This window comes from Paraburkholderia sp. Clong3, from assembly GCF_050436485.1.
Lineage (GTDB): Bacteria > Pseudomonadota > Gammaproteobacteria > Burkholderiales > Burkholderiaceae > Paraburkholderia > Paraburkholderia tuberum.
Genome location: NZ_JBNDMH010000004.1, coordinates 339024 through 353363, shown reverse-complemented (window position 1 = coordinate 353363; position 14340 = coordinate 339024). Strand labels below are relative to the sequence as shown.

Annotated in this window: 13 protein-coding genes; 3 read left to right on the top strand and 10 right to left on the bottom strand. The window is 63.5% G+C overall.

Translation table 11 applies throughout. The features are described 5' to 3' along the window. Nucleotides 1-2: 2 nt before the first annotated feature. From OKW30_RS39770 to OKW30_RS39745, 6 genes are all read right to left on the bottom strand, one after another. The gene (locus OKW30_RS39770) at nt 3-281 is read right to left on the bottom strand and encodes a hydrogenase/urease maturation nickel metallochaperone HypA (RefSeq protein WP_429349461.1); all 279 of its coding nucleotides are present in this window, start codon (nt 279-281) and stop codon (nt 3-5) included. Continuing rightward, nucleotides 274-804 carry a hydrogenase maturation protease gene (locus tag OKW30_RS39765; protein WP_429349460.1) on the bottom strand — a complete coding sequence of 177 codons (531 nt, stop codon included), beginning with the start codon at nt 802-804 and terminating at the stop codon, nt 274-276. The genes OKW30_RS39770 and OKW30_RS39765 overlap by 8 nt, the downstream gene beginning before the upstream one ends. Beyond that, complete coding sequence (locus OKW30_RS39760) at nt 801-2090, bottom strand: Ni/Fe hydrogenase subunit alpha (RefSeq protein WP_429349459.1); 1290 nt, start codon at nt 2088-2090, stop codon at nt 801-803. Before OKW30_RS39760 ends, OKW30_RS39765 begins: the two co-directional genes overlap by 4 nt. Next, on the bottom strand, nt 2065-2871 hold the full coding sequence (locus tag OKW30_RS39755; protein WP_429349458.1) for an oxidoreductase: 807 nt from the start codon (nt 2869-2871) through the stop codon (nt 2065-2067). Before OKW30_RS39755 ends, OKW30_RS39760 begins: the two co-directional genes overlap by 26 nt. A gap of 1 nt (nt 2872) precedes the next feature. Further along, nucleotides 2873-3568 (bottom strand): FAD/NAD(P)-binding protein, encoded by a 696-nt coding sequence (locus OKW30_RS39750; RefSeq protein ID WP_429349457.1) that lies wholly within the window; start codon nt 3566-3568, stop codon nt 2873-2875. A 145-nt stretch (nt 3569-3713) separates the two neighbouring features. Next, nucleotides 3714-3839 carry a hypothetical protein gene (locus tag OKW30_RS39745; protein WP_429349456.1) on the bottom strand — a complete coding sequence of 42 codons (126 nt, stop codon included), beginning with the start codon at nt 3837-3839 and terminating at the stop codon, nt 3714-3716. A 53-nt stretch (nt 3840-3892) separates the two neighbouring features. Here OKW30_RS39745 and OKW30_RS39740 point away from each other — a divergent pair, with 53 nt between their 5' ends. Both OKW30_RS39740 and OKW30_RS39735 read left to right on the top strand, forming a co-directional pair. After that, nucleotides 3893-4630, top strand: a complete 738-nt coding sequence (locus OKW30_RS39740; protein ID WP_429349455.1) for an IS6 family transposase — start codon at nt 3893-3895, stop codon at nt 4628-4630. A 379-nt stretch (nt 4631-5009) separates the two neighbouring features. Next, nucleotides 5010-8096: a hypothetical protein gene (locus tag OKW30_RS39735; protein WP_429349454.1), complete on the top strand. Its 3087-nt coding sequence runs from the start codon at nt 5010-5012 to the stop codon at nt 8094-8096. 184 nt (nt 8097-8280) lie between these two features. Here OKW30_RS39735 and OKW30_RS39730 read toward each other — a convergent pair whose 3' ends face one another. From OKW30_RS39730 to OKW30_RS39715, 4 genes are all read right to left on the bottom strand, one after another. Continuing rightward, nucleotides 8281-9120 (bottom strand): hypothetical protein, encoded by an 840-nt coding sequence (locus OKW30_RS39730; protein ID WP_429349453.1) that lies wholly within the window; start codon nt 9118-9120, stop codon nt 8281-8283. Nucleotides 9121-9199: 79 nt separating this feature from the next. Further along, complete coding sequence (locus OKW30_RS39725; protein WP_429349624.1) at nt 9200-9517, bottom strand: ATP-binding protein; 318 nt, start codon at nt 9515-9517, stop codon at nt 9200-9202. A 320-nt stretch (nt 9518-9837) separates the two neighbouring features. Further along, nucleotides 9838-10572 carry a tyrosine-type recombinase/integrase gene (locus tag OKW30_RS39720; RefSeq protein ID WP_429349452.1) on the bottom strand — a complete coding sequence of 245 codons (735 nt, stop codon included), beginning with the start codon at nt 10570-10572 and terminating at the stop codon, nt 9838-9840. A 22-nt stretch (nt 10573-10594) separates the two neighbouring features. Next, nucleotides 10595-13636 (bottom strand): Tn3 family transposase, encoded by a 3042-nt coding sequence (locus OKW30_RS39715; RefSeq protein WP_429349451.1) that lies wholly within the window; start codon nt 13634-13636, stop codon nt 10595-10597. A gap of 106 nt (nt 13637-13742) precedes the next feature. On the opposite strand from OKW30_RS39715, the gene OKW30_RS39710 reads away from it, so the two are divergent. Beyond that, entirely contained in the window at nt 13743-14336 is a 594-nt protein-coding gene (locus OKW30_RS39710; RefSeq protein WP_429349450.1) for a tyrosine-type recombinase/integrase, read from the top strand. Nucleotides 14337-14340 lie beyond the last annotated feature (4 nt).

Genomic DNA, 14340 nt, shown 5'->3' with positions numbered 1-14340 from the left:
TGTCACCCTTCCCCGTCCGGGACGTCGAACTCGATGCCCGTGATCATCACGTCCTGTGCATCTGGATGGCGGACTTCCTGCGACACCTCGATATGCAGCGCGGCGCCCTCCGCCAGGGTGCCGCACGCTTCGTCGGTGAAATGCTCGCGGAAGTGTTCCGGCGAAAACTGGCTGAGCGCACCAAGCCAAACGTCGACCCCGCTGACTCGCAAGGCGCGGTTCTCCTGTGCGGCAATCTCCAGCCGGTGCACCAGGTTTCGGACGATGCCTGATTCATGCATGAGGTTCGATCTCCGTAACGGTCTTCCTGAGGGGTTGCCTAAGCCGCTCCACCTCGGCCACCACACGCCCGGCCACTTCATCGACAGCGGCCGCGACTTCCGGGGTAACCGGCGCGCCACGGTCGAAACAGACGCCTTCAATCGCATAGACGACCATCTCGCGTGGCGCAAGCCCGAGCGTGCGGGCAAGTTCGATTGCCTCGGCCACGCCGAACGCATGGCTCGACGCAAACGACATCTCCCGCACCAGTTGCTCCGAGGCGAGGTCGATCCGGAGGATGCGGCCCGGCGTCGCCTCGGGCGCGGCAGCATCCACGCACACCAGCGCATCGAAACCGGCCCAGTCCTCGATCAGCGACAGCGCATCGCCGCTGCGTACGACGAGCGATACATCGGCCGGCAGCCGTCCGGCGATGCTGCGCACGACGAGTGCTCCGACGCCGTCATCGCCTCGATCGGGGTTACCCATGCCGACCACCAACACCTTGCGTGGCGCGCCACACTGATCGACGGTTCGGGTCATGTCCGCTGCACCGAAAGTTTGAGGAAGTGAGCGGAACACGAGATGCATGGATCGTAATTGCGGATGCTGCGTTCACATCGATCCCGCAGCACGTCGTCGGGTTGATCCAGCGAGGCGGTCGCGACAGCCATCAGGTCCGCCTCGATACTCGGCTGGTTCTGCGAGGTCGGCGGCACGATGCGCGCCTCCATGATCGCTCCGTCTGCATCGAGGCGATATCGATGCCAGCAGATCCCACGGGGCGCCTCGGTACAGCCGAAGCCCGTGCCCGCGCGCGGCTCGGCCGGCAGAGCGGGGAACTCTGGCGGCTCATAGGCCGCGATTAGTCGCAGCGCCTCATCGCACGCGTAGACCAGTTCGAGCGCCCTCACCACGATGCTCCGAAACGGGTTCCGGCAGACCGGGCCAAGCCCGGCTTCATGGGCCAACGCCTGCACCGGCTGCGGAAAACGATCGAAATTGATGGCGTAGCGGGCGAGCGGCCCGACCAGATACGCGCCGCGCTGCTTCACCACAGCATGCAGCGCAGTCGAGTGGGCAACGTGCCGCTCCTCGAATTCGGTGTCAAAGTCGCTTATGTCGATATCGATACCACGGGTGGAGACGAGCCGCCCCTCGTTGAACGGATATTCGTCCGGGTGCCGCAGCGCCACGAACTCGTAGTCGCGCTCGAATTCCGGAAAATCGAAGCCCGCCACCCAACGGAGCAGATCCACTGCATGGTCGCGGGCGCGCTGGAGATTTTCGGCGACCGGCGCGAGCTCATCGCGGCCCGGCACGCGGTAGAAGCCGCCCACCTTCACGTTGACGGGATGAATCTCGCGTCCGCCCAGCAGCCGCATCAATTCGTTGCCGGCCTTCTTCAAGGCAAGGCCCCGGCGGACTGCATCGCCGTGCTCGCGAGCCATCTGGATCGCGTCCGGGAAACCCAGGAAGTCTGGTGCATGCAACATCACGACGTGCAGCGCATGGCTCTCGATCCATTCGCCGCAGTAGATCAGCCGGCGCAACACGCGTAGCTGTCCGTCGACCTTGATGCCGAAGGCGTTTTCGAGCGCATGGACCGCACTCATCTGGTAGGCGATCGGGCAGATCCCGCAGATGCGGGCCACGATGTCAGGCGTTTCGGCAAAACCGCGCCCGCGCAGCAACGCTTCGAACAGGCGCGGCGGCTCGAAGATATTGAGCTGCGCCGATATCACCTGCCCGTCCTTGAAATGCAGATCGAGCGCGCCCTCCCCCTCGACGCGGGTGAGATAGTCAACCCGGATCGTCTTCGTCGCCATGAGCCTCGCTCTCCTTGAGAAACTCGGGTGCCGTCGCGTTGAAGGTGCGCAACACGCGGCGGATATCCAGCGGTCTCGCGCCGAGCGCCTGCCATTCGCGTGTCAACGCACCCATGTTCGGCGTCTCCATCGGGCCATAGCAACCGTAGCAGCCACGCCGGAAAGCCGGGCAGATCGCACCGCACCCGGCATGCGTTACCGGCCCGAGGCAGGGCGTGCCCTGCACCATTACGCACACCGTGCCGCGCTGCTTGCATTCCAGGCAGACACTGTGACTCGCGATCGCCGGCTTGCGGCCGGCGAGAAATGCCGAGATAACCTCGATGAGCTGCATCTTGTTGATCGGGCAGCCACGCAGCTCGTAGTCGACCGGCACGTGTGAGGAGATCGGTGTCGAGGTCGAGAGCGTCGTGATGTATTCCGGTGACGCGTAGACCGCGGCCACGAACTCGCGTGCGTCCGCAAAATTGCGCAACGCCTGGATCCCGCCGGCGGTCGCACAGGCGCCGATCGTCACGAGATGTTTCGACTGACGCCGCACCGCCTGAATGCGCTCTGCGTCGTGCGGTGTGGTGATCGATCCTTCAACCAGCGAGAGGTCGTAAGGCCCGGTCCCGATGGTGCTGGACGCTTCCGGGAAGTTGGCGATCTCGATGGCATCGGCAAGCACAAGGAGTTCGTCCTCGCAATCCAGCAGCGAAAGCTGGCATCCGTCGCAGGAAGCGAACTTCCAGACCGCGAGCCGCGGCCGCTTGCGCGGGGTCGTTGCAGATACGCCCATCTCAGATCTCTGGGACCGCGAAGATGCCCGCAATCGTGTCGAAGCGCATCACCGGCCCGTCCTTGCAGATGAATGCAGGGCCGAACTGACAGTGCCCGCACAGGCCGATCGCGCATTTCATGTTGCGCTCCATCGAGAGATAGATACGTTGGGGCGAAACGCCGGCATCGCGCAGCGCATTGGCCGTGAAGCGCATCATGATCTCGGGCCCGCAGACCAGCGCAAAGGTCTCGCGCGGATCGAAGGCCGCACGCGCTACCAGCGCCGGCACGACGCCGACGTGGCCACGCCACCCCGCGTCGGCGTGATCGACGGTGACCTCGATCTGGACATCCAGCCGCTGTCGCCACTGTTCCAGTTCGCGGCGGTAAAGCAATTCCTTCGGATTGCGGCTTCCGAACAGAATGATCACGCGTCCATAGCGGCTCCGGTTGGCCAGCACGTCGTAGATGGCCGGGCGCAGCGGCGCGAGGCCAAGGCCGCCGGCTACGATGACGATATCCGAGCCCTCGGCGGCGGCGACCGGCCAGCCCGTTCCAAACGGGCCGCGCAGCCCGACCGTCGCGCCCCCTTCCAGCTTCGCGAGCGCCGCACTGACAGCACCGACGTTGCGAACAGTGTGCACGAAAGACCGGTCGTCGCTCCGGTCGCCGCTCATGCTGATCGCCGCTTCGCCAACACCGAACACGTAGAGCATGTTGAACTGCCCCGGCACAAAAGCGGGTCGCTTCCCGGCGAGCGGTACCAACTCGAGCGTTGTGGTGTCGGCGAGTTCGCGGCGTGTCCGGGCGACACGATAGATCTGTGGCACGAACGGATCCGGGGCCCAAGCGGCAGCCATCTCAGCGCTTTCCGTAGACATCGAGCAATTGCAGCCTCGTTGCGTCCAGCCGCTTCACGAAGATCGGCAGAAAGCGCTTCATCAACGCATAACCCAGATCGTGGTCGGACTCACACTTGTCTCGCAAGCACCTGGCATGGTATTGTCAACTTGGCGGGCGGTGTGCGGTTAAAATGGGGCATGAAGAAAGAATCCGTTTCTGCCCTACCGCCAGGTGACGCACCGATCTCGTTCAAAGGCTACCGGTTTCCGCCGGATGTGATTAGCTATGCGGTGTGGCTGTACTACCGTTTCCCGCTCAGCCTGCGCATGGTCGAAGAGATGCTCGCCGCGCGCGGCATCGAGCTCACGTACGAAACAGTCCGGAAGTGGTCGGTACACTTCGGCCTGGCGATCGCGAAGCGGATTCGTACCACCGCACCCGGGCCGGGCGACAAGTGGCACCTGGATGAGATGGTCGTGACGATCAACGGCACGAAGCACTGGTTGTGGCGGGCAGTCGACCAGCATGGCGCGGTGCTCGATGTGCTGGTGCAAAGCCGACGCGACAAGGCCGCAGCGAAACGGCTGATGCGCAAACTGCTCAGGCGTTTCGGCCGGCCGCGGGTGATCGTGACCGACAAGCTGCGCAGCTACAAGGCGGCCAACGACGAGATCGGCCTGAACGTCGATCACCGGCAGCACAAGGGGCTGAACAACCGGGCCGAGAATTCGCATGAGCCGACCCGGGTGCGCGAGAAGGTCATGAGGCGTTTCAAATCGGCACGCCAGCTTCAACAATTCACCTCGGTCCACGGGCAGGTTGCCAACCTGTTCATGGGCTGTGGCTACAACCGCAATGCACCGCAGAAACGCGAGGCACGTGTCCAGGCCATGGCGACCTGGGAAAGGGCTTCGTGCGCCCGCTGGGCGGCGTAAGCAGCATCGCACACCTTCGCAACGCCTCTGCTCGTCCGCTCACCGAACAAGTTGACAATACCTAACGACCCATGCGTCATGGACACAGCCCCGATATCCTCACTTGTTGCGCGGCCTGAGATTGTGCCTGCCGAATCGGCGAGCTCCCCTTCGCCGGCCGAGCGGTCTGCAACGGAAACCCCCGTCGTATTCGCCAACCCCAACACCTCCACGGCCGCCAGCTCGCCCGCTGGCTCGCACACGGTTCAGCAAACTCGCGGACCTCTTGAAGAAGAAATTCCGGACAACAACCCGGCCCGCGACGGAACCCCCGGGCGGCGGCGACGCGACACCGCCGCCGCAGCCGCGGCCGCGACAATCCGAGCGGAGCCGTGCGGGGTTGGGCAAGATCGGCCAGCTTCTGAGACCGGCGTGCTTTGGCGGCGCCGGCGCTTCGGCTTCTTCTTCCACCGGCGACGCGCCGCCGGTTCAGCAACAGCAAGCGCAAGCGCCCGCGGGCCCGCAGCCGAATCAGGCGCAGGCCAACACGCCGTTCCATGCGCGCTCGACGGTGCGCGCGTCGCGGCCCGCGCCCAACATCTTGCCGAGCGTCGCGCAAATGCATACGCCGGACCCACACGCGACAACGCCGTTCGGCGTCAACTCGCACAACAAGACCAACGTGAAGACGGCGGTCGGCAAGAACGAGCGCACCGAGTCGCGCGCGCACACCGAGTTGCGCGACGAGGACGCGGCCGACGCGCATCTCGCCGCGAGCTTTCCGGCCGAGCCGGGCACCCAGTTCGAAACCGCCCGCAACACGTTGTTGCACGACATCCGCGAAGCGATCCCGCAAGGTCAGCGTGGCAATCCGCCGCTCGCGAAAGCGCGCTTCCTCGGCCACGCGCTCGCCGAAGCGACCGGCGGCAATGTGCAACGCGCGAACGATGTGCTCGGCGTGCTGCAAGGCACCATCCAGAATCCGGATCCGCAGCAGGCGCGCGACGCGTTCGCGACGCGCTGCGCGATGGCGCGATCGCGCGCCGCGTTCGGCGCGCTGCGCGACGTCGAAGCGGCGCCCGCGATGGGCGGCAATCTCCAGGCGCCGAACGACCGCGACCGCAAGGTCCACGCGGAAGCCGACTGGCAGACGTGGCGTGCGGCCGGCACGCTGTTGTCGGCATGGCCGGCCGGCCATGAAAAGCCGGGCTCGCTGCAAGCACTCGGCGAAGCGGCCAACGCCATGCTGCCGCCCGCCGAACGCGATACCAATACGCCAGTCGCGCAAAGCCAGCAGCAGTCCGCGATCAGTCTCGCGCTGGCGCCGCATACGCAGACCGCCAAGGCGATGCTGTGCGGCAACGCGTTGCTCGGCAGCCCGCGGGCGCAGCCTGAAACGCGTTTTCGCTCGGCCTACCTCGCGCATCGCAACGGGATCGCCGAAGCCGATGTCGGCCAGGTGCAGAACCGGATGTACTCAGTGGTCAAACACGCGCAGCGCAATGCGACGTCGGCGCGCACCGGTTCGTGGATGAACCGCACGGCGCAGCGTTTTCGCACCGGCGTCAAGCAAAGCTTCGGCCACGACAAGGATCCGCTGTCGGCGCTCGGCATGGGCACCGCCGGCGGTCTGATGGATCATCCGGACAAGGACTTCAGCACGCTGCAATCGATCGACACGGTGGTCGACGCGCTGAATACCCAGGTGGTGAGCGCACCGCAACGGCGGCGCGGCGAGCCGCCGGGCAACGCGACGATGAACGCCGCGGTGCGCGCCGCGGCGCTGCGCCACTGGAAGGCGAGCATCGGCATCAAGGGCTGGCTGCGCGACGACACCAGGTTCGGCCGCCTGCAACGCAATCAGATCGCCGGCGACGTCGCGCGTGCGCTGAACGTCGACAGGGACACGGTGCGCAACAGCCCGGCGTTCCGCGATCTGCCGACGATGAACGCCGGGACGCTGCGCAGCTGGGCAACCGGCGCGGGCGCGGACATGAACGCGCAGATCGGCGCGACCCGCCGCACGCTCGGCGAAAATCTCGACCGCATGCAGGCGATCCGCGAGGATCCGATGGCGACGCCGGCCACGCCGCAAGGCAACATCGATTCGCTGTGCCAGCTGGTCGAAAACGTGCCGCGCACGTGGAGCGTGCAGATGTCGAGCGGCGGCGTCTACGGGCTCGACGCGAACATCTCGGAGAACATCGCGACCGCGCTCGGTCTGGTCGGCGCGCCGAGCGCGTCGGTGGCGCCGGACGTGCGTTATCTGAAAGGCCGTCACGCGGTGCTCGAAGTCGGCTCGACATCGCATCACGGCGAAATCTTCATCGGCACCGACAAGCGCAAGTCCGCGCACCTGGGCGTCGGCGGGTTCATCGGCTGGTCGCTCGCGGGCGGCAAGGCGATGGCGAGCGGCTACGGTTCGGTGGTCGGCGGACACGACACCAGCAATCCGCGCGGCGTCGTGATCCGCACGCCGTTCGCCCAGACCGGCAGCACCGACGCCGAAGCATGGCGCGGCAAGATGACCCAGGTGGTGCGCACGCTCGGCGGCTCCGGTCCTGGCGGACAACTGCCGCGCAATAAGGACGAAATGTGGAACGGCATGGCGCACGAGTTCTTCGCCGATCCGGACGTGTCGATCGGCTGGGTCGACAACAAGAGCAGCACGAACTACGGCGCGGCCGCGGTGACGGGCGGCGCGCGCTACGTGAGCCCGGCCAACGTCAAGTTCGGCCCGCTCGTGACCGGCGAGGGCGTCATCAGTTCGACCAAAGCGCACGCGACCGACCGGAGCGGCGCGCGCAATGTCGACAAATCGAGCAGCAGCCATCGCGCGGCCCTCAACGGCAGCATCACGATGGTCGCGAGTCCGCCGCCGGTGCCGATCGGCAACATCGGGCCGTTCAACTCGCTATCGTTTTCGAGCGCGCCGCTGGTCGGCGTCGGCACGACCTTGATGCAGACCGGCACCGGCTCGACGCTGCGGCTGTACGAAGAGGACGGCGACATCGTGCCCGAGCGCACCTATCGCGACACCGAGTTCACCAAGGTCGGCAATTACCTGCAATACATCGACAGCCGCCACGACGCATGGTCCCATTCGATGGGCGGCGACCAGGCGGCGTTGAATAGGTATCAAACCAAGGTCAAGCTCAACGCGACGCGCGGCAATCAGTTCTACGGCGAGCGGCAACGCATCAAGCCGGATGCCGCGGCCGAAATCAACGCGTATCGTAGCACGCTGCGGATGTTCGAGCAGGGCGGCCGCGTGCCGACCGAGGACGACCAGAGGGAGATGCTGCGCATTCGCGGCGAGATCGCGCAACTGCTCCAATCGCCGGCAAGCTGGACCAATCATGGGCTGTACAGCTACGAGTCGAATGCGGCGTCGCGCACGTCGGGGCTGTCGTATGTCGGCACAGCGCAGTCGGTCAAGCAGGTGAGCGCGCGGCGGGAACTCAGCAATTTGTCGGCGCGGGTTTGAACGAGCGTGACCGGAAGTTGGCGCGGCGGGTTTTGCCATACTGGCAAAACCCGGCGTGGTTCGAAAATCGCCGATTTTGGGTAACACGGACGAGCTGATCCGCACCGCTCGTAGGGCGGTGGAATTTTGATTTTTGATGAGCAGCCCGATTGAGTTGGAGGTCCTGGGTCTCGACCTTCCGCGCTCAGGCCTGCCGCGATTGAAGCGTTCCGAGTCCCAGCAGCGTGAGCCAGTGCGGGTGGTCCCGCCCCGTCATCAACTCACACGGACTCCTGCCTTGACGCCCGGCCCGGCGGCTGCGCATGAAGCGCCGATGATTGAGGAAGAAGCGCAGCAGGTCGAGATAAGGGGCCCCCAGATGGCGACGCAGCGTGAAATGGTTGCGCAGTCGCGAATTGAGGTTCTCCACCAGTGAACTGCTGCGCGGCGTGTGGGCCATCGCCTCGGACACCGCGCCAAACACGGCGTGGAACTGGCCGCCCAGCCTGGCGCGCAGCCTGCCCCATCCCTGCCAGTACGCCGGCGAGGTGCGCGGCTTGCGGTGCAGCACGCACGCGGCGCGCACCAACTCTTCCGGGACGTGGGCGCGCTGCGCGATCGCGGCGAGCTTCCCATCGAGCACACCGGCGAACGCGAGCAGGTCATCGCGCTGGTTCTGCAGCGCGATGCGCACCGGGCGGATACGGCGTGCATCCAGCGCTTCGCGCTCACGCAGTTGCCCGACGATGAAATCGAACAGCGCTTCGCGCGTGGCGAGTGGCGGCCCCGCCAGCGACAGAATGTCATGACGCAGCCATTCAGTCAGCGTGCGGAGGTCGCGCGCCAACTGATGCGCCTGCGCTTGACTCCGACGGGCCGGCCCCATCCCGGCCGCGAGGCCGCCGGCGCGCCCCCGCGAGCGGGGCTGGTTGATCTTGACTTCCAGCTTCTCGCGCCGCGACCGGGCGCCGCGGGCGAGGTTGCCCAGCGTGTTGGCGAGCGTCTCGCACTGGTGCTGGATGTGTGAAACACATCGCCATGGCACGGCGTGTCGCCCCAGGTGTTAGCAGCGGCGTGAATTTCGTCTAAAACGGACGGTTTGAAACTCACCATGGCGAAGGCGATCACAGGGTAGCGGAATCGGTGCCGTCCTGGTCTTTCATGCGGTAGCTTTTGCCTTCTATAACGACGGTCTCGGCATGATGCAGGAGCCGGTCGAGCAGCGCGGAGGTCAGTGTGCTGTCGTGATTGAAGATCTCCGCCCAGTGCTTGAACGCGCGATTTGAACTGATGATGGTCGGGCCGTGCTCGTAGCGCTGGCTGATGATCTGGAACAGCGCGTCGGCGCCCTGTTTGTCGACAGGCAAATATCCGAGTTCGTCAATTAACGTTACACATAACGTTAGGCAGAGATTTTTTTGGTTGGCGGTCGCGGCAACCAGCGCATCGCCATGTCGTCGGACCTGATCCGCGACCGGTAATCAAAAAAATGTTTGTGCTAAACCGCTCCACAGGCGGTGGCCGCTATGGGCATTGAATGACCGCCGCGGTAATTTGTGATGTCTTGCAGAGGCGATCACACACGGACTTCCGGCGAGAGTGGGAAGCATCACGTGTAAAGGAAGCGCGAATGTGCGCGTGAACCGGCAAATCACCCGCCATTTTGGAGTACGCTGGTGCGCCAGCAGATCGAAGGCACGAGTGCAGCCGCATTGGCCTCGTCAGGAAAGGCGAACGTGTACGGAAACAGGTGCGGTGGCAACTAGCGCGCATGGGTGGGACCTGGCGGGGCTCGTGGAAGGCTGCCGGGCATGTCTTCGATGCGGAGCATGTGTCCCTTGCCACATGCGTGTCGCAAAGAATGGGGTGTCACGGGTTTGGTGATGCCGCTGCGCTTGCGTGCAAGCTCGCATGCGTCGCCCACGGCATGGCGGGTGATGGGCCGCCCCGGAATGCTGCCTGGAAAGAGGCATTCCTTCGGATGGGCGTCCTGCCAGTACAGCCTCAGGATCTCGAGTAGCCTCGGCGAGAGCATTACATAGCGATCCTTACGGTTCTTCCACTGGTTCACACGAATAACCATGCGCTTGCTGTCAATATCGGTGACCTTCAGATGCACGACTTCCGACACCCGCAGTCCGGCGGCGTACGCGGTCATCAGGATGGTGCGGTGCTTGAGACTGGCGACCGACTCGAAGAAGGTGGTGATCTCCTCCAGGCTGAGGACGACTGGCAGCCGGAACGGCTTCCGCGGCAAGGGAAAATCCTCGTCGCTCCAGTCGCGCTTAAGCGTCACACGGTAGAGAAACCGGAGTGCGCCGATCGTTGGGCCGAGGCTGCCGGGTGCCAGCTTGCGCTCTTCCCGGAGATAGATCAGCCAGGCCCGGATCTCGTCGGGGCCCAGTAGTTCGGGCGAACGGCGAAAGTGGCGGGCGAAACTGGATACCTGAATCAGATAGGACTTCTGTGTGTTCGGGGTTCCAAGCCCAAACCCCAATAATTTTGGGAATGCTTTAAATTCAATGCGTTAGAGGATGTCGAATGTCGAGGCCGGACAGCAGGACGCCAAGATCGATGGGGTTCAGATTGCCGCGAAACATGTAGTGTCCGAGAAAGTGGATGTGTTGCCAGGCGACGGGTGAGATCTTCGCGAGCATGGCCAGTGCTTTTTGATTGCCCTCGCGCTGATAGCGCTCGAACAGGGCCGACAGCAGCACGGAATTGAAGGCGATCACGACGTTGGCCAGCAGGCGGCCGCATTCGTTGCTGATCGCGATAGAGAGATCGGTCCTGCCGATAAGCTGCTTCTTGCCGCCGATCTGGGCGATGACCGACCGTAGCTGGTGATAGGCCTCGATCCGGTTCTGGGACCGATGGACGTTGCGCTGCAGTTGCGGGTCGCGCAGATAACGCAGGGTGTAGATACTGCGCACCAGCTTGTCGAATTCGAAGACCACCTTGCGGGTTGGATGATGCGCTGACAGCGCACAAAGTTTGCGGATCAGTGTCTGCTGGCTCATTTCCTTCAGACCGAGCGACGCGATGATCAGTTTGATGTCCGCTTCGCCATCGTCGAGTAACGACCGGTCTATCTGTCCCGCGGGCTTGATGAGGTAGCGTGCGTATTGTCCGATATCATTGCCGCAGTACAGGTGAGGCAACTGGGCCTGCAGGCTGGTAAAACGCGGTGCCAACCGCATGCTAAACCAGTACAGGGCGGCAAAGTTCGCCTTGTTGATACTGTGCATGTCGCCGGTAATCATGTCGGGCACGATATCGGTCGTATTGTTGTAGCAGATGTCGAACACGTAATGGCTTTCGTGCTCGTTGGCACCGAGAAGATTGGTGCGTAGCGCGAGATGGTTGACCAGCAATGTAAATGCGACGACGCCCTTGCTGCCGCCGAAATATTTTTTTGAATGCCGGGCCTTGGTCGTTGGTGTAGCCGATGCAAATTTCTGTCCGTCAACGCTACCGAAAAGCGTCTCGATGCCGAACGAATAATGGTCGAAGATCGGCAGTTGCGCGACGAAATTATTGATCCGGTCGTTGGCGGCCTGCAGGTTCGCAAGGCGGCAGTATTGCTGATGCGTCGCCTCCAGCACGTGGTACGGGATATCGCATGTCTGAGCCATGCTGAAGTTGCCGAGATTGGTCGCCTGGGCAATGATCACGGCCATCAGGCTGTCCTCATCGGCGACTTTCTTCGCGTAGCGTGGTTGTAGCGGCGTCATCGCCGACGTGAAGTCGCATCGATCATTCACAAACCGGAAGATGTCGGCGATATCGCGCAACGGCAGCCTCGCGTAAAAATCTGTTTGGGCCTCGCTTTCCTTGTCGGCTTTCGGTTTGCGCCACGTCAGCTTCGCACGTTCGGCGTCGTAGTCGAGATGTTTGAGTTTGCCCTGCCGCAGTTCGCGATCGAAGACTTGCCATTGCTCGTGAAGTTCGTCGAACAGCCTGTCGATGGCAACGGTGTATGGCTGACGCAACCAGGCCAGGTCCAGTTCATCGAGAACGGAGGCGACCCGGTCAGGGGTCACCAGATGATCACTGAAACGTCGATGCCGGATGCTGTCGTCGAGATGCAGTGCCCCGGAATCGATACGCTTTCTGAGTTGCCGGTAGATCCAGAATTCGTAACGCTCGCCTCGCAGCCCCGTTGGCTGACCCGCGTCATCGAACGTGAGCAGGTAAGGTCGAAGCCGTTTGGGAATCGTACCGGACGGCACTTCGGAAAGCGGGCGTTGTTCGAGGCGTTGTCGCCGGCCGAAGACACCCGTCATCCACCGCAAGGCGGCCAGCCATGGGTCTACGGCATCGGTGCTGCAGAAATTGAGTGCCATTGCCTGAGGACGTAATCGTGAGCGGAACTGCCCGGCTTGCGCATCTACAGCTTGCCAGCGTAGTTCCATCTGACTGACGGCTTTGTTGCTCAGTCGCTGCCCCGCCTGCAGCAGGGCGACTTTCGGCATGATGCCGAAAGCCTGGTGTCGCACGGAGCCGAATGGCGTAGTGTCATCAAGCGTTTCGTCGACATAGAGCAGCAGGAGTTTGCCGACCTGGGTGGTTTCCTTCTGTCGCTGGATCTGGGCGTGCATGAATTGCTGTTCGCCACGGGCCTTACTGTCGTCCTCGAATTTCTTCGTGTGATAGCGTAGCGCGTCGGCCAGGTTGTCGTTCAGTTGCCGGTAGCGTTGCCACGCGTAGCAGAGCAGGTAAAGGCGCGGCTGACCCGGCTGCAGCCGGCGAAGATCGTAGATGGTGTAGTAGTGAGCGAGGCTCGCGTAATACGTGACATTCTGTTGCGAAATATCGAGCTGTGGCGGCAGGACTCTGGCGAGATCGTAGATCGTCGCGAGCGAGGCACGCTTGCTGCGCTCACGTGCCATCATGTGGGGACGAAAATGTTTTGCATCCTGCTTGATGGCGGCCAGTTCAGACAACGTGTCTTCGCGCTCAAGCAGACCCTGCAGCGCGGCTTTTACTTCATCTGTCAGGGCGGCTTCAATCAGTTCGCCCAAGCGCTGCCGTTCCGCGCTCAGGGCGGCACTAATGATCGTCTGGAATACGGTGTACCCTGGACGAACGATGCGCTGCTCGGCCAACCCGGCGACGAGTTCGGTCAGGATGAAGGCGGGCGTTACATCCCGCCGAGCCAGGTATGCCGCTTTGCGCGCCAGTTGCTCGCCGTCTTGCTGTGAGCATGATCGGTAGTCGAATAGCTGCAGGATCTGGCGACGCTGAACATAGTACTCGGCCGACCGGATCGGTCTCGGTTGCAGCGACTGTTCCGGGAAATACCGTTCGCGCAGGAATGCGGCATCTTCATCAGGCAGTTCGGTGAGGGTGAAGAACGCCCGCTTGGCCTTGAAATAACCGATCTTCAGCAGACACAGGATCTGTTCTGGCAATCCCGCGCGCTGTTGAGCCAGCGCGAGTTCGGCCGGTGTGAACGCAAAATACTCGGCACGCTGGAAGTCGTCGAAATCCGGGAGGTCATACAGCGCCTGGCGCTCGGCCTCGGGCAGCAGGGTGAGATTCTTGTTATGGGCACGCATCCAGGCGATGGAGAAAGTCGCGAGTTTCCCTATAATGGTCCAATTACGGAAAGTTCAAGACCCCGCCATGCGCCGTGGCGCGGCTTGCGGACCGCTCGAGTGACCCGTGCCAGATATCGTTAACCGGAAAGTTCCGCGACGGCGACCGAATGCCGCCTACCGCAGTCGCGAATATCTGCTGGAAAAGGAAGTCGCGGACCTGATTGCCGCCGCTGCTCGCGAAGGTCGGCACGGCGCGCGTGATGCCGCCCTGATCCTGATCGCCTACCGTCACGGTCTGCGCGTCTCCGAGCTGGTCAGTCTGCGCTGGGACCAGGTGGATCTCGCCCAGGCCCTGGTGCATATTGTCCGGCGCAAAAACGGCATGCCCGCCGTGCATCCGCTGCGCGGACCTGAACTGCGCGCCTTGCGGCGGCTGCGACGCGACTATCCGGACACCGCCTACGTGTTCGTCAGCGAGCGCCAGGCACCGCTGACCCCGGACGCGGTGCGCAAGATCGTGACCCGCGCTGGCCAGCAGGCGGGGCTGGCCTTCCCGGTTCATCCCCACATGCTGCGCCACGCCACCGGCTACAAGCTGGCCAACGACGGACACGACACGCGCGCCATCCAGCATTACCTCGGCCACCGCAATATCCAGCACACCACGCGGTACACCGAACTGGCGCCGGACCGGTTCCGGGACTTCTGGCAGGACTGAATCC

Bases quoted from the DNA above. Each gene is read 5' to 3' on its own strand.
- OKW30_RS39750 (WP_429349457.1), bottom strand. From the start codon at position 3,568: ATGCTCTACGTGTTCGGTGTTGGCGAAGCGGCGATCAGCATGAGCGGC.
- OKW30_RS39765 (WP_429349460.1), bottom strand. From the start codon at position 804: ATGACCCGAACCGTCGATCAGTGTGGCGCGCCACGCAAGGTGTTGGTG.
- OKW30_RS39740 (WP_429349455.1), top strand. From the start codon at position 3,893: ATGAAGAAAGAATCCGTTTCTGCCCTACCGCCAGGTGACGCACCGATC.
- OKW30_RS39715 (WP_429349451.1), bottom strand. From the start codon at position 13,636: ATGCGTGCCCATAACAAGAATCTCACCCTGCTGCCCGAGGCCGAGCGC.
- OKW30_RS39760 (WP_429349459.1), bottom strand. From the start codon at position 2,090: ATGGCGACGAAGACGATCCGGGTTGACTATCTCACCCGCGTCGAGGGG.
- OKW30_RS39770 (WP_429349461.1), bottom strand. From the start codon at position 281: ATGCATGAATCAGGCATCGTCCGAAACCTGGTGCACCGGCTGGAGATT.
- OKW30_RS39755 (WP_429349458.1), bottom strand. From the start codon at position 2,871: ATGGGCGTATCTGCAACGACCCCGCGCAAGCGGCCGCGGCTCGCGGTC.